General features: G+C 68.2%; 15 protein-coding genes. 13 read left to right on the forward strand and 2 right to left on the reverse strand.

Features of this window, described 5'->3' with window-relative positions:
- The first annotated feature begins 135 nt into the window (after nt 1–135).
- The 3 genes from AC1D1S_RS03535 to AC1D1S_RS03545 all read left to right on the forward strand — a co-directional run bounded on the left by AC1D1S_RS03535 (nt 136) and on the right by AC1D1S_RS03545 (nt 3,156).
- On the forward strand, nt 136–480 hold the full coding sequence (locus AC1D1S_RS03535) for a hypothetical protein (RefSeq protein ID WP_476993727.1): 345 nt from the start codon (nt 136–138) through the stop codon (nt 478–480).
- A 3-nt stretch (nt 481–483) separates the two neighbouring features.
- On the forward strand, nt 484–2,085 hold the full coding sequence (locus AC1D1S_RS03540; protein ID WP_476993728.1) for an HNH endonuclease: 1,602 nt from the start codon (nt 484–486) through the stop codon (nt 2,083–2,085).
- Nucleotides 2,086–2,538: 453 nt separating this feature from the next.
- On the forward strand, nt 2,539–3,156 hold the full coding sequence (locus tag AC1D1S_RS03545; protein ID WP_028276890.1) for a uracil-DNA glycosylase family protein: 618 nt from the start codon (nt 2,539–2,541) through the stop codon (nt 3,154–3,156).
- A 61-nt stretch (nt 3,157–3,217) separates the two neighbouring features.
- On the opposite strand, the gene AC1D1S_RS03550 is transcribed toward AC1D1S_RS03545, so the two are convergent.
- Both AC1D1S_RS03550 and AC1D1S_RS03555 read right to left on the reverse strand, forming a co-directional pair.
- Nucleotides 3,218–4,516 (reverse strand): type II toxin-antitoxin system HipA family toxin, encoded by a 1,299-nt coding sequence (locus tag AC1D1S_RS03550; protein WP_476993729.1) that lies wholly within the window; start codon nt 4,514–4,516, stop codon nt 3,218–3,220.
- Nucleotides 4,513–4,821 (reverse strand): type II toxin-antitoxin system Y4mF family antitoxin, encoded by a 309-nt coding sequence (locus tag AC1D1S_RS03555; protein ID WP_243178039.1) that lies wholly within the window; start codon nt 4,819–4,821, stop codon nt 4,513–4,515. The genes AC1D1S_RS03550 and AC1D1S_RS03555 overlap by 4 nt, the downstream gene beginning before the upstream one ends.
- Before the next feature lie 397 nt (nt 4,822–5,218).
- Here AC1D1S_RS03555 and AC1D1S_RS03560 point away from each other — a divergent pair, with 397 nt between their 5' ends.
- The 10 genes from AC1D1S_RS03560 to AC1D1S_RS03605 all read left to right on the forward strand — a co-directional run.
- Nucleotides 5,219–5,839, forward strand: a complete 621-nt coding sequence (locus tag AC1D1S_RS03560) for a hypothetical protein (RefSeq protein WP_476954543.1) — start codon at nt 5,219–5,221, stop codon at nt 5,837–5,839.
- 119 nt (nt 5,840–5,958) lie between these two features.
- On the forward strand, nt 5,959–6,702 hold the full coding sequence (locus AC1D1S_RS03565) for a YcnI family copper-binding membrane protein (protein WP_476942977.1): 744 nt from the start codon (nt 5,959–5,961) through the stop codon (nt 6,700–6,702).
- A 137-nt stretch (nt 6,703–6,839) separates the two neighbouring features.
- Nucleotides 6,840–7,535: a FadR/GntR family transcriptional regulator gene (locus AC1D1S_RS03570; RefSeq protein WP_476942978.1), complete on the forward strand. Its 696-nt coding sequence runs from the start codon at nt 6,840–6,842 to the stop codon at nt 7,533–7,535.
- Between the two features lie 131 nt (nt 7,536–7,666).
- On the forward strand, nt 7,667–8,734 hold the full coding sequence (locus tag AC1D1S_RS03575; RefSeq protein ID WP_476993730.1) for an asparaginase: 1,068 nt from the start codon (nt 7,667–7,669) through the stop codon (nt 8,732–8,734).
- A 9-nt stretch (nt 8,735–8,743) separates the two neighbouring features.
- Nucleotides 8,744–10,159, forward strand: a complete 1,416-nt coding sequence (locus AC1D1S_RS03580; protein ID WP_476993731.1) for an aspartate ammonia-lyase — start codon at nt 8,744–8,746, stop codon at nt 10,157–10,159.
- Between the two features lie 27 nt (nt 10,160–10,186).
- Entirely contained in the window at nt 10,187–11,770 is a 1,584-nt protein-coding gene (locus tag AC1D1S_RS03585) for an amino acid permease (RefSeq protein WP_476993732.1), read from the forward strand.
- Nucleotides 11,771–11,891: 121 nt separating this feature from the next.
- Nucleotides 11,892–13,208 carry an ATP-binding protein gene (locus AC1D1S_RS03590; RefSeq protein WP_243178046.1) on the forward strand — a complete coding sequence of 439 codons (1,317 nt, stop codon included), beginning with the start codon at nt 11,892–11,894 and terminating at the stop codon, nt 13,206–13,208.
- 195 nt (nt 13,209–13,403) lie between these two features.
- On the forward strand, nt 13,404–14,693 hold the full coding sequence (locus AC1D1S_RS03595) for a GAF domain-containing protein (protein ID WP_476993733.1): 1,290 nt from the start codon (nt 13,404–13,406) through the stop codon (nt 14,691–14,693).
- 260 nt (nt 14,694–14,953) lie between these two features.
- Nucleotides 14,954–15,964, forward strand: a complete 1,011-nt coding sequence (gene adhP, locus AC1D1S_RS03600; RefSeq protein ID WP_476993734.1) for an alcohol dehydrogenase AdhP — start codon at nt 14,954–14,956, stop codon at nt 15,962–15,964.
- Between the two features lie 126 nt (nt 15,965–16,090).
- Nucleotides 16,091–16,275, forward strand: a 185-nt coding sequence (locus tag AC1D1S_RS03605; protein WP_476993735.1) for a hypothetical protein, incomplete at its 3' end; no start/stop codon positions are given.

Here is a 16,275-nt window from a genome sequence, read left to right on the forward strand (position 1 = left end):
CGGGTGGGGGTCCTCGGCGCAGGGAACTCGCGGCCGCACCTCCACAACCGACAACGAATCCTCCAACCCCGCCAACCTCGCGGCCTCCTTCTGGTTGCCCCTATTAATGTCGGATCCCCGGAGGAGACTGGATTCATGGACGGCAATCAGGGGCCCGAAGTGGTTCCGGCGGGAGACGGCGACGGCGGCTTCGGCCGCGCCGGGCGCGGTGACGACGGCGGCCTGGATTTGCTCGCATTTTGCGCCCGCGTGCTCCGGGACGTGCGTCGGGCCGAGGATCCCGACGGAATGATCGAACAGTACCGACGGCTTGACGAGTTGCACTCCGCGCTCGACGCATTGCGGACGCGTCTTCAGCTCGACGTTTTCCTGGGCAGCGTCTCGGGAGTGACTTTGGGACCTGGAAGGTCGCCGATGGCTTCCGAAGCGGTGAAACGGCTGCGGAGGGCCATAAATGTCATAGCTAGCAGGGACACTTAATTCATGGACGGCAATCACGGGCCCGAAGTGGCTCCGGCAGGACACGGCGACACCGGCTTCGGCCATGCCGCGGGCGATGCCGCCGCCATTCCGGGCACCGCAGAGGCGGCCTTGGCGGGCCGGCTGGCCGCCGGACCGCTGGGCTTAGGCTGTCCGCCCACGGACAGTGCCGGGATCATTGACCGGATCCGGGAACTGGAAGACAGGAAGTCCGCCGCGTCCGCGGAACAGGCCCGGCTCGCCGTGACCTTCGACCTGCTCCAACGCCGCGAACAGGCCGCCGCCGGAGTCCCGGCCGAGAAGCTCGGCGCCGGTGTCGGCGCGCAGATCGCCCTGGCCCGGCGCGAATCACCCGTCAGGGGCGGCCGGCTCCTCGGCCTGGCCAAAGCCCTCGTGACTGAAATGCCGCACACGCTCGCCGCCCTGCAGACCGGACAGCTGAACGAATGGCGCGCCACCCTGCTCGTGCGCGAAACCGCGTGCCTGAGCGCCGCGGACCGGGCCGCCGTCGACGCCGAACTCGCACCCGACGCCGGGATGTTCGCCGGGGCCGGTGACCGGTCCCTGGTGGCCGCGGCCCGGGCCGCCGCGTACCGGTGTGACCCCCGCTCGGTGACCGAACGCGCCGCGCACGCCGCATCCGAGCGGCACGTCAGCCTGCGCCCGGCCCCCCACACCATGTGCCACCTCACCGCCCTRCTGCCCGTGACCGCCGGCGTCGCCGTCTACAAGGCGCTGAACGGGCACGCCGACACCCTCCGCGCCGCCGGGGACCCGAGGGGCCGCGGGCAGCTCATGGCCGATGCCCTGGTCGAACGCACCACCGGGACCCCGGGCGGGATCAGCGGGGTCGAGATCCAGCTCGTCATCACCGACCGCACCCTCTTCCATGCCGGCGCCGAACCCGCCCGGCTCCCCGGCTACGGCACCGTCCCCGCCGGCTGGGCCCGCACCCTCATCAACGGCACAAAGGGTCCACAGAGCGGCGAGGGCGGCAGTTCCCGGGGACACAGTGGTCCCCCGGGGCCGGGCGCCGTGGCCACGATCACGGACAGAAACGGTGACGGCCAGTCCGGTGGTCGCCCTGGACCGGGCGGCACCGCCGGGAGCGGCGATGACCCCGCGTTCACCCTCTGGCTCCGGCGGCTCTACACCCACCCCGGCACCGGCGAGCTCGTGGGGATGGACTCCCGGGCCCGGCTCTTCCCGCCCGGGCACCGCCGCTTCATCCAAACCAGAGACGACACCTGCCGAACTCCTTACTGCGACGCGCCCATCCGCCACCTGGACCACATCATTCCCTGGCACACCGGCGGAGAAACAACCAGCACCAACGCCGCCGGCCTCTGCGAAGCCTGCAACCACACCAAAGAAACCCCCGGTTGGAAAGCCCGCCCCGCACCCGGTCCCCGCCACACGCTCAAGCTGACGACACCGACAGGCCACAGCTACTACTCCACGGCGCCACCCCTGCCGGGAACTCCGCTTCGCCCATCGGCCACAGACCAGCCGGGGTCCCAGCCAGGCTCCCGCCACCGGCGCCAGCTCCGGCACCAAGCCAAAACGCTCAGGCGTGGAAAGCCCAAAGTTGGGGCTGCGGCATAGGGACCAGTTCGTTGGCTGCCGTGCGGGCCCAAACTAACATTGGCTCGGCCTCGGGGCACAGTTGCCGGGCGACGGGCCGCTATTCGAAGCACTCGATTCGCGGCTCTTGCCCTCGGCTCCGCCCCGCTTCATCGCATCCGGCAGGCCGGCGGCAAAGAAAAGCGCCCGACCACCTGGGCGGCGGCGGACGTCAGGCCTGCAGGTACCTTCGCGATCTCGCTAAGAGACGGCTCGGACACTTCAATGTCCCGAACAACCCGGAGTCATCAGATGGTTACCTGCAGGCGCTTTAAGCCTACGCCCGCCTCACTGCCGTCACCAGAGGGCCGTTGACTCGGGGCAAACCCCGCGCAGCCCCGGCCGAATAGGTCCCGGCCGAAACACCCCCTGCCGCGAAAGCGTAGAGTGGAGGAAGCCGCCTGATTCTGGACGCCAAGTGCTGAGGGAGAAATCGTGACGATTGACTGGGACGAAAAGAAGACCCTGCTGCAGGAGCCGAACATCGCCGCGGTGACGCAGCTGTGCGACGAACTCATGGAAAAGAAGCCTGGATCCGTGGTCCCGTACATCGACCCCATCCATGACGAGGACGAATGCCGGATCGTCAGCCTGCATATCAGCCCGGGCAAGGGCACCGAATCGGGCTTTGTCTCGCACTTCAACGACGATGAAGCCGCCCGCCGCGCCACCTCCATCTACGAGGCCGCAGAGCTGGACCCCCGCTATGTGATGCCGTGGAACGCCTACCCGTGGATCCGCGATCCGGAGGCATCCTCGGCCCTGAACGTCCAGGAGAAGACGGACGGCCTCCGGCCCTTCCGCCAGTTCCTCAAGATCAACAAGCGCGTCTCGGCCGTTATTGCGCACGGCGCCGACGCCCACTCCTTCCTGACGCTTTTCGAGAAGACCTACCATTCCTCGCTGAAGAATCATGGTGTCAAGATCTACAAGGCCACCGCACTTGGCGGCCGCGCCTTCGCGGTATCTCCGGCCAAGCAGGAAGAGCTCCTCGCCAAGAACGTTGAGGTCTACAAAGATGCCATGCAGCGGGCGGGCATCCAGCACCTCTGAGGCTCCACGAAACGGCATCCGTCAGCGGCATCCGGCGCAAGCCGAGCCGGCGCCGGCGACATCACCCGGCCAGCAGCCTGCGCCGGTGTTTGAGTTCCTTGACCCAGTCGCGGGTGACCATCGCTGAAAACGGCGAGGCGCCGTCTTCGGTCATGGAGCGGAACGCCGTGCCCGCCTGAAGGTCGGCCAGCAGCGGCTCCGAGGCCTTCAGCGCCAGTTCCAGCACCTGGACAGCGGCACGTTCAGTCAGCCCCATCCCCGCGGCCCAGCCCAGGAAGTGCTTCCGGGAAATCCCTGTGCGCTTGCCGTCCAGGGTCAGGGCGAGTGTCTTGTCTCCGTACACGACCGTGGACGGGATGTCGTATACCGGCGCGATGGACCACTCCCCGGCAGGCTGCTGCACCATGGAAACGTTCTTCGCGTGCAGGTCGCCGTTGCCCGTCAGCCATGCAAATGCCGCCTGGAGGGCCAAATTCCGCACTGCGGGCAGCGGAGCCGCGCAATAAGCCGCAAGCGCATGGCACACCTGCCCGTATCCCACGTTGTACTTGTCCGCAGGGTAGAGGCCCAGCACCTGCGCGCCGTCCTCGACGGCGAGCCGCTGCACGGCCCGCGGCGACCTGGCCGCCGCCTTGGGCCCCGACACGCCGGCGACAGGCCCACCGGATACAGGCCCACCGGATACAGTGCCACTGGCTACAGGCACCCGGTCGAAGCGTTCCACGAGCAACCCGGGCCGCCCGGCGACGTCGCGGATCAGCTGGACCCGGCTCAAAGGGATCCGCAGCCGCGCCGCGTACCGGAACATCGCGTACTCGTTTTCGACGACGTGCGGGAACTCGGGCGCGTTGAGTTTAAGGATGTAGCGCCGGCCGGCGCTGGCCACCGGCATGGAGATCATTCCAGCGGACAGCTTGTCCTGCACCCCCGCCAGGGCCACCGGGTCGATCAGCCCGGAGTCGCCCAGCAGGGCCTCGAAATCCACGGGCGTTGCGGGGTCAAGCTCGACGGCGTGCTCGTCCGGGTCCAGCTTCTCGCCATGGCCAACGATCTGCACATCACCCACCGGGTTGGCACCGGCCGCGATGAGCAAGGACAGCTCATCATCCACACTGGTCTTGATGGAACGGCGCAACGCATTCAGCCGCCGGCCCTCCGGCAGAAGCCCCGTGAAATACGGCGGGGCCGCTCCCGCCGCGGACAGCACGGGTTCCGGAGTCAGCGGCAGGGAGCTCGCGACGGCGGGGCYCCCGGACGCCAGATAGGCCGGCAGGTAGCTGAACCTGGTGCCGCCGTCGTGCCGTTCCAGCCGGGCCGCCAGCACGCCGGCCTTATAGATATCCGCGATGCGGTGCCTCATGGCCGGGCTTCCGGCCCGTCCCGCAGTTCACCGTCGGCCCGCAGGCCGGCCACCGGACTGGCCACCGGGCCGGTGAGGGCACGGGCTGCGGCGCTGGTCCGGGTCTGGACCCGGAGTTCCAGCCCCAGTGTGTCCAGGAGCGCCAGCAGGGAGTCCAGCTGCACCGTGCGTTTTCCCTGTTCGACGAACCGGACGAAGCGCTCTGAGACTCCGGCCAGTTCGGCCAGCTCACGCTGGCTCAGGCGGAGCGACCCGCGCCGGGCCCGGGCCTCGGCAGCGAGTTCGCCCGGAAATGCGTTCCCCATGGCAGCCTCCCGTTAATCAACACACGTCCGAGGTCCGGCGTTCGTGCGTACGAACCCTGTGGGTTCGAACCCTGTGTGCGTACCAACCCGTGGGATCGAACTCTGTGGGTTCGAACCCTGGCGGTACGAACGTGCCGCTTTGCAGGCATTTCCAGTATAGGACGGGCCAGGATGCCTGCACAGAGCTATAACGGCACGTACGTACCGGCCCACTGGGCAGGCAGGGGCAACCGCCGGCGATCGAAGGCACCCGCCGTCATAGCCGGCTGGCGCAGCGCTGCCTCCACAGATTGGGCGGTTCAGCCGCGCGCGGGCGTGGCGGTTCACAATGGCCCGTAGGATTTAAGGGACTTAAGCGACAACCAGACCCCACGGAATCCGGAAAGGACTGCACACGATGACGCGCGCTTCCTTCCGGCTGTTCCGCACAGGCCTGATCGGATCCATCATCGTGGCGCTGGCAGCCGGCGGCCACCTGGCCGGCGGCGGACGGCTGCCCGAGCCGGCGATCGTGACGGCGTTGTGTGCCGTGGCGATGGTCCCCGTGGCCGTACTGACCCGCGTCCGACTGTCCTTCCCGGCCCTGGCCGGCCTGCTCGGCGTAGGGCAACTGTGGCTGCACTGGTCCTTCGGCGCCTTGTCCTCAGGGGCGCCCGCGGCCCTCCAGGCCCGGATGGCTGCGGGTCATCCGGGCCATCCGGGCCATTCAGCGGCTGCCATTGCCCCGGCGATGCCCGACCCTTCCATGGCGGTTTCGGCGGCCGACATGGGCGGAGCCATGTTCGCCGCACACGCGATGGCGACGCTCGGCACGGCACTTTTGCTCGCACGCAGCGAGCGGGCCCTGTCCGCACTTGTTTCCTGGCTGCGCCCGCTCGTGCAGCTGCCCCAGCCCTCCGCCGCCACGCCCCTGCGCGTCCCCGGCCCCTGCGCGGTCAACCTGGTCCTCCCCAAGGCCCGGGCTGGCCTCCGCCTGCCGACCAGACGCGGACCTCCGGAGCTGTCGCCCGCCGCCTGACATCAATCCCTTTCACATACGGACGGGGACAACAGGCGGCCACCCCACTGCTACCGCCGGACGGACAACGCACCGGACGGCTCCCCACCTGATATCCGTTAGTGAAAGGCACCTTTGCCATGAAGTCCCCCCTTCGCCGTACCCTCAAAACCGCCGCTGCCGCCACGTTGACCGCGGGCCTGCTCGCCGCCGGCGCAGCAGCCGCCTCCGCCCACGTCCACGTCGACACCGATGATCCCGCCGCGGGCGGCTACAGCCACCTGACGTTCAACGTCCCCAGCGAGTCGGAATCGGCCAAGACCAGCAAACTCGAAGTCACGCTGCCCACGGACACCCCGTTCACTTCGGTGTCGGTGAAGCCTGTCGAGGGCTGGAAGGCCGTCATCACCACGAGCGAGCTGCCGAAGCCGATCACGGTCGCCGGCGCCACGGTCACCAAGGCCCCGAGTTCCGTGGTCTGGACCGCTGACGAGGCCCACCAGATCGGACCGGACGAGTACCAGGCCTTCTCACTGTCCGTCGGCGTCCTGCCGGACGCGGGAACCACGGTGACGCTGCCGACGGCCCAGACCTACACCGATGGAACCGTCGTGAAGTGGGACGAGAAGACGGTCGAGGGCCAGGCTGAACCCGGGCACCCGGCACCCTCCTTCGTGACCACGGCCAAGGACGCCGACGCCCACGGCGCAGCCGTCCCCGCCGCAGCCACGACGACCGCACCCTCGGCGGCCCCGGCAGCGGCAGCGGGCACGTCCAGTGACGGCGGATCCGCCGCCGGCTGGATCGGGCTGGCTGCAGGGCTGATCGGACTGGCCGCGGGCGTCACCGCGCTGGTCCGCACCCGCCCGTCCAAGGTCCAGTAGTCCCGGCCAGCAGCCACACAAACCCAGGCAGGTAGGCCGCCGCCGGAACTCCGGCCCGAGCGGCGACGGCGGCCCCGGACCCCCGGGGCCGCCGTCATACTTGACACGCCGATGTGATCTCTGCCATGTTTTAAAGCGTGAACCTGTCAGACAGCCGGACAGCAGGACAGCCCTTGGCTCGCCTCAGTGCCGCCGAAGCCGTTTTCAACGTCCTCCGCACCGAGATCGAATCCGGCAAGCTCGGCGTCGGCGCCAAGCTGAGCTCCGAGGCCACTCTTGCCCAGCAGTACGGCGTGAGCCGCTCCGTGGTCCGCGAGGCCTTGCGCTCCTGCACCGCCCTGGGTTTGACGGTCACCAAGACCGGGCGGGGCACGTTCGTCGTCGCCAACCGCGTGGCAAAGGACCTGGTCCTGGGCCAATACTCGGCCCGCGACCTCACGGAGGCGCGTCCCCATATCGAGGTTCCTGCCGCCGGACTGGCTGCAGAACGCCGTTCGGCCGAGGAGCTGTCAATGCTGCGCGACATCGTTGCCGCGATGAGCGGCGAGGACGACCCCGAAGTGTGGGTGGGCCTGGACTCCAGCTTCCACGCGTTGATCGCGCGGGCCAGCCGAAACAAGGTCTTCGAGAACGTCGTCGCGGACATCCGGGACGCCCTCGCGCACCAGTCCGAGACCCTGAACATGGTGGCGGACCGCCAGCACGCGTCCGACGAGGAGCACCGGCGCATCCTCGCCGCGATCGAAGCCGGCGACGCGGCGACGGCGCGCATCGCCATGAGCCAGCATCTGCACGCCGTTGGCATTGCCCTCGACTCGATCCTCAACGCCTGACGTCAGGCGCCTGGTGCCGTCAACAATGCCGGAAGCAATCCGGGGAGCCCCGGCAAAACCAGCACCAACACAGTGACCAGCCACCACAACCGCATCGACCGCCACCGCCACCGCCACCGCCAAAGGACGCAATGACTTCCCCTGCTCTCGCCAACACCCCGACCCCGCTCGCCCCGGAGTGGCTGCCGCAGCACGTCCCGCTTGCGGTCCAGACCCGGGACGGGCTGGTCGAGAGTGTCCACTACGGCTCGGTCATCGCCACCGCAGCGGACGGCCAGATCCTCCTCACTGCCGGGGAGCCCCTCGCCCCGTTCTACCCGCGGTCCGCCCTGAAGCCCCTGCAGGCCGTCGCCATGGTCCGCGCCGGGCTGGACCTCCCGGACGACCTCCTCGCCCTCGCCGCCGCCAGCCATTCCGGCGCAGCCAGCCACCGTGACGGCGCCGGGCGCATCCTGGAGCTGCACGGCCTGACGCCCGCGGACCTCGAGAACAGCACCGATCTCCCCTACGGCGCCCGCGAGCGCGAAGACTGGCTCGGCGGCGGCGGCCAGGCCACCCAACTGACGCAGAACTGTTCCGGAAAGCATGCCGCCATGGCGGCCACCTGCGTTATCAACGGCTGGCCGGTCCAGGGCTACCTGGACCCGGCGCACCCGCTGCAGCAGCTGGTGGCCCGGACCGTGGCGGACCTGACCGGTGAAGACCCCCAGCGCACCACCACTGACGGCTGCGGCACCCCGCTCTTCGCGCTCACGCTCCGCGGCATGGCCCGCGCCTTCGGCCGTTTGGCCGCGGCCGCCGCGTCCGGATCCAGATCCGGCGAAACAGAAGCCGGCGCAGCGGAAGCCGCCGTCGGCCGCGCCATGCGCCGCCACCCCGAGATGGTTGCGGGCGAGGACCGGGACGTCACCGCGCTGATGCGGCTGGTCCCCGGCCTGCTCGCCAAGGACGGCTTCGAGGGCGTCCAGCTGGTGGGCCTCCCGGACGGCCGCGCCCTCGCCGTGAAGGTTTCCGACGGCGGAGACCGCGCCCGGATGCCCGTCACCGTCCGGGTCCTGGCCGCGCTCGACGTCGACACCTCCCCCCTGGCGCGCCTCGCCGCTACCCCTGTGCTGGGCGGCGGCCGGCCCGTCGGGCTGCTGCAGGCCACCGATTTCCTCGCTGACCCCAAGTTCTCCCACGCCCCCAAAGACCTGTAAGGGACCGCCATGACCTCGCACGACGAACGCGCAGAATTCCGCTCCGAACACGATCTCCTGGGTGACCGGGACGTTCCCGCCGGCGCCTACTGGGGCGTCCACACCCTCCGGGCCGTGGAGAACTTCCCCATCACGGGCCAGCCGCTGTCCTCGAACATGCACCTGGTCCGCGGGCTGGCCGCCGTGAAGCTCGCCGCGGCCCGCACCAACCACGAGCTCGGGCTGCTCGACGCCGGGCGTGCCGCCGCCATCGGGGAAGCCTGCACCGAGGTCATGAACGGCAARCTCAGCGAGCAATTCRTCGTCGACGTCATCCAGGGCGGCGCCGGGACCTCCTCGAACATGAACGCCAACGAGGTCATCGCCAACCGGGCCCTGGAAATCCTCGGGCACCCGAAGGGCGACTACGCCCGGCTGCACCCCAACGACCACGTCAACCTCAGCCAGTCCACCAACGACGTCTACCCCACCGCGGTCAAGCTCGGCACGATCTTCGCRGCCCGGGAACTGCTCCAGGCCCTCACCGAGCTCGAAGACGCCTTCGCCGCRAAGGCCCTCGAGTTCCGCACCGTGGTSAAGATGGGCCGCACCCAGCTCCAGGACGCCGTCCCCATGACCCTCGGCCAGGARTTCGGCACCTACGCCGTCACGATCGGCGAGGACCGGCTCCGCCTGGCCGARGCCGACCTGCTGATCCACGAAATCAAYCTCGGCGCCACCGCGATCGGCACCGGYCTGAACGCCCCCGCCGGGTACGCCGARGCCGCCTGCCGGCACCTGGCCGAAATCACCGGCCTGCCGCTGATCACGGCCGTGGACCTGATCGAGGCCACCCAGGACGTCGGCGCCTTCGTCCACCTCTCCGGCGTGCTSAAGCGGGTCGCCGTGAAACTYTCCAAAATCTGCAACGACCTCCGGCTGCTCTCCTCCGGCCCGCGCGCCGGCTTCGGCGAGATCAACCTCCCCGCGGTGCAGTCCGGCTCCTCGATCATGCCCGGCAAGATCAACCCGGTCATCCCGGAAGTGGTCAGCCAGGTCGCCTACGAGGTRATCGGCAACGACRTCACCATCACCATGGCCGCCGAGGCCGGCCAGCTCCAGCTCAACGCCTTCGAACCCATCATCGTCCACAGCCTCCACAAGAGCATCTCCCACCTSGAAGCCGCCTGCCGCACCCTCACGGCCCGCTGCGTCCGGGGCATCACCGCCAACACCGAACACCTCCGCCTCACCGTCGAACAATCCATCGGCCTCGTCACCGCCCTGAACCCGCAACTGGGCTACGCCACGGCCACGGCCATCGCCCAGGAAGCCCTCGCCACCGGCAAGGGCGTCGCGGAACTAGTACTCGAACACGGCCTGCTCACCGACGAGCAGCTCACCGAGCTCCTCAGCCCGCACCGCCTGGCCAACCTGAGCAAGTAGCGCACCTCCGAACCCCGAAGGACCCCCATGACTTCTCCTGACACTGCCCGCGCCCAAAAACTGCCCGCTCAACAGCAGACCCAGCAACAATCCGCCGTCACCGACCACACCATTCCGGCTCATGCCCACGCCTCGGGGGCCGCGCTCCACGCCGAGGACCAGGGCTACCACAAGGGCCTGAAACCCCGGCAGGTCCAGATGATCGCGATCGGCGGCGCCATCGGCACCGGCCTGTTCATGGGCGCCGGCGGCCGGCTCGCCAGCGCCGGGCCGGCCCTGATCATCAGCTACGCCGTCTGCGGGTTCTTCGCCTTCATGATCCTGCGCGCGCTCGGCGAACTCGTGATGCACCGGCCCTCGTCCGGCTCGTTCGTGTCCTACGCCCGCGAATTCTTCGGCGAGAAGGCCGCGTTCGTCACCGGCTGGCTGTACTGGCTGAACTGGGCCATGACCGCGATCGTGGACATCACCGCCGTTGCGCTGTACATGAACTTCTTCAAGAAGTACTGGGCGCCCATCGCGGACGTGCCGCAGTGGGCCTGGGCGCTGGCCGCCCTGATCCTGGTCCTGGGTCTGAACCTGATCAGCGTCAAGGTGTTCGGCGAGCTGGAATTCTGGTTCGCGCTCATCAAGGTCGTGGCGCTCGTGTCCTTCCTGCTCGTCGGCATCTACTTCGTCATCTTCGGCACGCCCGTGGCCGGCCAGGAGGTCGGCTTCAGCCTCATCGCGGACAACGGGGGCATGTTCCCCAACGGCCTGCTGCCGGCCATCGTGGTGATGCAGGGCGTCGTGTTCGCCTACGCCTCGATCGAACTGATCGGCACCGCCGCCGGCGAGACCGAAAACCCCGAAAAGATCATGCCGCGGGCCATCAACACGGTGATCGTGCGCATCGCGGTGTTTTACGTCGGCTCGCTCGTGCTGCTCTCCCTGCTGCTGCCCTACAGCTCCTACAAGGCCGGCGAAAGCCCCTTCGTGACATTCTTCGGCTCCATCGGGGTCGACGGCGTGGACGCCATCATGAACCTCGTGGTCCTCACCGCGGCGCTGTCCTCGCTCAACGCAGGCCTTTACTCCACCGGCCGGATCATGCGCTCGATGTCCATTTCCGGTTCCGCGCCGAAATTCGCCGGCCGGATGAATAAGTCCGGCGTCCCCTACGGCGGCATCGCCCTCACTGCCGCAGTGGCTGTCCTGGGCGTGATCCTGAACGCCGTGGTCCCGGCCGAGGCCTTCGAGATCGTCCTGAACGTCGCATCGCTGGGCATCATCAGCACCTGGGCCATGATCGTCCTCTGCCAGATGCAGCTCGCCCGGCTCGCAGCCCGCGGAGAACTGCTCCGGCCCGCGTTTCGTATGCCGGGCGCACCCGTCACGGGCTGGATCACCCTGGCCTTCCTCCTGGCGGTGCTGGTCCTCATGGCCTTCGACTCGCCAGTCGGAACGTGGACCATCGCCTCCCTCGCGGTCATCATCCCGCTGCTGATGCTCGGCTGGCGCCTCTGCCGGCACCGCATCCTGGAGATCGCCGCCGTCCGCGACGGGTTCACCGGCCCGTATCCGCTCGTGGCCAACCGACCCGTGCGTGGGAGCGGCGGGGATTCGGAGTAAAATCCCGGCAGTCCGCCTCCGCGTAACGCAACGTCCCCGCAACCTCTCCTGCACGTGGTTCGCATATGCTCAGCGGACAGACTCAACATGGCTCAGCGACGAACCACCCGGGAGACAGCTCATGACCAATTGGCGGATCAGGGATTTCCATTCGGCCGATCTTGACGGGATCCTGCACCTCTGGGAGTCCCTCAAGGAATCAAACGTCGAGCCCGTCTACGCGCTCTCCGAGGTGCTCGCCTCCTGCGAGAAGGACCACGCCGTCGTCGCGGTGCAGGGCGAGCAGGTGGTGGGCGCCGCCGTCGGACGGGCCGCCCACGACCAGGGCTGGATCGTCTTCCTGGCCACGTTGCCCGAATTCCGGGGCCGCGGGATCGGCACCTCGCTGCTGGCCGCGGTCGAGAACCGGATGGCACCGCACGGGCTCAACAAGCTCTCGGCCCTGATGCCGGAATCCGAAACCCGGGTGGAGGCGTTCCTGGGCCGCGGCTTCGCGCTGAAGAAGAACCTGCGCTACTTCGAACGGAAGATCCCGGTCCAGCGCCAGGAACTGGAACCCCTCAGCCTGCTTGGCGGCCGCATCCTGGCCCGTGACCTGTGGGAGAACGTCGCAGGCATGCGCCTCGAAAAGGAACTCCTGGAGCGCCGGCTGGTCCTTCCGCTCGCGGAGGCCGACCTCGCCGACGAATACGGTGTGGTGCCGCCGCGCGCCGTGGTCCTTTTCGGCCCTCCCGGTACCGGCAAGACGACGTTTGCGAAGGCGATCGCGTCCCGGCTGGAGTGGCCGTTCGTGGAGGTCTTCCCCTCCCGGCTGGCCGCCGATCCGAAGGGGCTGGCCGGGGCGCTGCGCGAGACGTTCCTGGAAATCGCCGAACTGGAGCACGCGGTGGTCTTCATCGACGAGGTCGAGGAGATCGCCGCGCAGCGCTCGGGCGAACCGCCCTCTCCCCTGCAGGGCGTCACGAACGAGCTCCTGAAGATCATCCCGGCCTTCCGCGAGCAGCCCGGCCGGCTCCTGGTCTGCGCCACCAACTTCATCCGCGCCCTGGATTCGGCGTTCCTGCGGCACGGCCGGTTCGATTACGTCATCCCGATCGGCCTGCCGGACCGGCAGGCCCGGGAGGCCATGTGGCAGCGCTTCATCCCCGTTGCCGTGGTGGACGACGTCGACGTCGAGCTCCTGGTGGACCGTACCGAGGGCTTCTCCCCCGCGGACATCGAATACGCGGCCCGCAGCGCCTCCCAGCGGGCACTGGAAAAGGCGGTGTACGACGACGGCGGCGCGGCGTCCAGCGGCAGCGCCTCAGTCCGCGAGGCGGTCCGGAAGGGCCCCTCGACCCAGGACTATCTCGACGCGATCGCGGACACCCGGACAACGGTCAGCGATGAAGTGCACCAGCAGTTCCTCGAGGACATCGACGCCCTGGGACGCGTCTAGATGGGCTCCGCCAGCAGTTTGTGATGGGGCCAGGCCGCGATCAAGGCACACAGCGGCGGTATCCTTGTGATTGGGGCCACTTGGACCCCACTTCTGTTTGTCGACACTGGAGCCACCGTGCGTAGTCCCCGGTTGCTACCCCCAAACCCGGCGACCGAGCCGGCGCAATCTGCTGCCAGGCGTGTCACAGCATCGATGCAGCTCAGCATCAGGTCCGGGACGGGTCCGCTTCGCAGAATCATTGAAGAATCCTGGAAGCGTTCGCTCCGGCTGCAGGCCAACCCTGACATGCCGCCGTCCTCGGTACTCCTCGATGGAGAAGCCCTTGAGGAGTACCGTCGCGGCCATCCGCTGGCGTCGATCATGCCGGTGATTAACAAGCTGCTGATTCAGCCCAGTTCCGACCAAGGGTTGCTCGTGGCTGTCGGGGATGAGCTGGGCCGGCTCCTGTGGGTCGACGGGGACGCTGCCCTGCGCCGGCGTGCCGAGGGCATGATGTTCGTTGAGGGCGCGGACTGGTCCGAGGCCAGCGTGGGCACGAGCGCTCCTGGAACCGCCCTGGCGCTGGGCCGCAGCCTCCAGGTCTCCGGTCCCGAGCATTTCAACCGGGCTGTTCACGCGTGGAGCTGCACGGCCGTGCCGTTCCGTGATCCAGACACCGGTGCCGTGATCGGAGTCCTGGATATCACCGGCACCGAGATGGCAGTCGCCCCGCACACGCTTTCCCTCGTAGAGGCTGCGGTCGCGGCCGCGCAGGCGCAGCTGCGCGTGGAGCGTCTCCTGCTGGCCGCTGCGCAACGCGACCGGCTCGCACGGCGGCGAGAGCCCGCGTCCGCCGCAAGGCCCAGAACCGTTCCCGGCAGCCCGGCCCGGAGCCTCTATCGCAACAGCCTGCAACTGCTCGGCCGCGACCACGCGCTGCTCAGCATCGAAGGAAGAACAGTATCGCTGTCTCCACGGCACAGTGAGATTCTGGCCCTGCTGAGCATCCATCCGGATGGTCTCAGCGGCGAAGAGCTGGGCGGCATGCTGTTCGGGGAAGTCCCAGCCATGACACTTCGGGCGGAGATGGTCCGGTTGAGAAAAGTCCTGCAGCAGTTCAATCCTGCCGCCGTACCGGAATCCCGGCCCTACAGACTCATCGTGGACGTGCTGCCGGACGCCGGACAGGTTCTCAGTTGCCTCCAGCGCGGGGCACACCGAGTCGCCCTGGAGATTTATCGCGGACCGGTGTTGCCTCGCTCCGAGGCTCCGGGTGTGGTGACGCTGCGCAGGCGCGTCTCCACACTCCTTCGGGAGGCGGTCCTAACGGACGGCAGCGCGGAAGCCCTGCTCCAGTATGCGGATCTTCCCGAAGCGAGCGATGACATTGCCGTCCGGATGGCGGCGCTGAAGCTGCTGCCGCCCCGCTCCCCTAAGAGGGCTGGGGTGGTGGCCGACATCGAGCGCCTGGAAGCCGAACTCGGAACTCACCAGCCAAGGTGACCTGACTCACAAGACTGCAACCTCGTCGCAACCCTCCCTTCCCTAGGCTTTAGGCAGCGGCCATCATCCTGCTCAGCACAAGTGCCAGCGATGGTTGGGTTATCCACACCCTGACAATCCGCGGGCCTCACCCGCACCCCCGGTGAGGCTTTCGGCGGACAACGGGCATCACGCCCGGCTTCTGGAGTGACGTTCAAACTCATGCCTGCGCATTATTTGCTGCGGCTACAAACGACGAAGGAATATCGACAATGACGACGATGAGAGCAGCTGTAGTTACCGAATTCGGCAAGGATCTTCAGATCCAGGACCTGCCCGTTCCCGTGCCGGGACGCGGAGAGGCCCTGGTCAAGGTCCTCACCACCGGCGTATGCCACACCGACCTGCACGCCGCGGAGGGAGACTGGCCGGTCAAGCCGTCACCGCCCTTCATTCCCGGCCACGAAGGCGTGGGCGAGGTCGTCGCCCTCGGCGAGGGCGTCACCGATCTGGCCATCGGCGATTTGGTCGGCAACGCGTGGCTCTGGTCCGCTTGCGGCGACTGCCAGTACTGCCGCACTGGCTGGGAAACCCTGTGCGAGGCGCAGCAGAACGCCGGTTACAGCGTCGACGGCTCCTTCGGCGAGTACATGCTGGTCGCCAGCCGGTTTGCCGCCCGCATTCCGGCCGGATCGGACCCGGTGGAAATCGCACCCGTGCTCTGCGCCGGCGTGACCGTCTACAAGGGCCTGAAGATGACCGAGGCCAAGCCGGGCCAGTGGGTCACCATCTCCGGGATCGGCGGACTCGGGCACATCGCTGTCCAGTACGCCGTCGCCATGGGGCTGCGGGTCGCTGCGGTGGACATTGCCGATGACAAGTTGGCCCTGGCCAAGAAGCACGGCGCCGAACTGACCGTCAACGCCCTGCACGAAGACCCCGTCGAAGTTATCCAGCGCGAAACCGGAGGATGTCATGGAGTCCTGGTCACGGCAGTGCACCCGTCAGCGTTCGGGCAGGCCATCGGGATGGCCCGGCGCGGCGGAACGATCGTTTTCAACGGGCTGCCGCCGGGGGACTTCCCGGCGCCGATCTTCGAGATTGTGCTCAAGGGCCTGACGGTCCGCGGCTCAATTGTCGGAACCCGGCAGGACCTGGAAGAAGCACTCGACTTCTACGCCCAGGGCAAGATCCACCCCACGGTCTCCACGAGGGAGCTCTCCGAAGTGAATGCTGTCCTCGACGAAATGAAGCATGCCAAGATCGACGGCCGCGTGGTCATCAAGTACTGATCAACAAGTACTGATCAACCCGGCTGGCTGCGGCAGCGGCGTATCCCCCGGCCCCCTGGGKATACGCCGCTGCCGCACACACGCAATTTTCACTGCAGAATATGTAAGAAAGAACAGGGGTTTCCCATGTCCAACGCCCGCACCGCGGTACCACCCGGCTCCATGGCCACGCAGATGACCCAGGGCGATGCCTTCGAAAACCTGTCGCAGGAGAACCGCCGTTTCGCGCCGTCCGCCGAGTTCGCCGCGAACGCAGTGGTCACCGCCGCCGATTACGCCGAGGCCGACGCCGACCGTCCCGCGTTCTGGGC

This window comes from Arthrobacter sp. P1_A5 (assembly GCF_056406825.1).

Coding starts and splice junctions, on each gene's coding strand:
- AC1D1S_RS03535 (WP_476993727.1), top strand. CDS start 136: ATGGACGGCAATCAGGGGCCCGAAGTGGTTCCGGCGGGAGACGGCGAC.
- AC1D1S_RS03555 (WP_243178039.1), bottom strand. CDS start 4,821: ATGGGGAACGCATTTCCGGGCGAACTCGCTGCCGAGGCCCGGGCCCGG.
- AC1D1S_RS03575 (WP_476993730.1), top strand. CDS start 7,667: ATGACTTCCCCTGCTCTCGCCAACACCCCGACCCCGCTCGCCCCGGAG.
- AC1D1S_RS03585 (WP_476993732.1), top strand. CDS start 10,187: ATGACTTCTCCTGACACTGCCCGCGCCCAAAAACTGCCCGCTCAACAG.
- AC1D1S_RS03590 (WP_243178046.1), top strand. CDS start 11,892: ATGACCAATTGGCGGATCAGGGATTTCCATTCGGCCGATCTTGACGGG.
- AC1D1S_RS03560 (WP_476954543.1), top strand. CDS start 5,219: ATGACGCGCGCTTCCTTCCGGCTGTTCCGCACAGGCCTGATCGGATCC.
- AC1D1S_RS03595 (WP_476993733.1), top strand. CDS start 13,404: ATGCAGCTCAGCATCAGGTCCGGGACGGGTCCGCTTCGCAGAATCATT.
- adhP (WP_476993734.1), top strand. CDS start 14,954: ATGAGAGCAGCTGTAGTTACCGAATTCGGCAAGGATCTTCAGATCCAG.
- AC1D1S_RS03565 (WP_476942977.1), top strand. CDS start 5,959: ATGAAGTCCCCCCTTCGCCGTACCCTCAAAACCGCCGCTGCCGCCACG.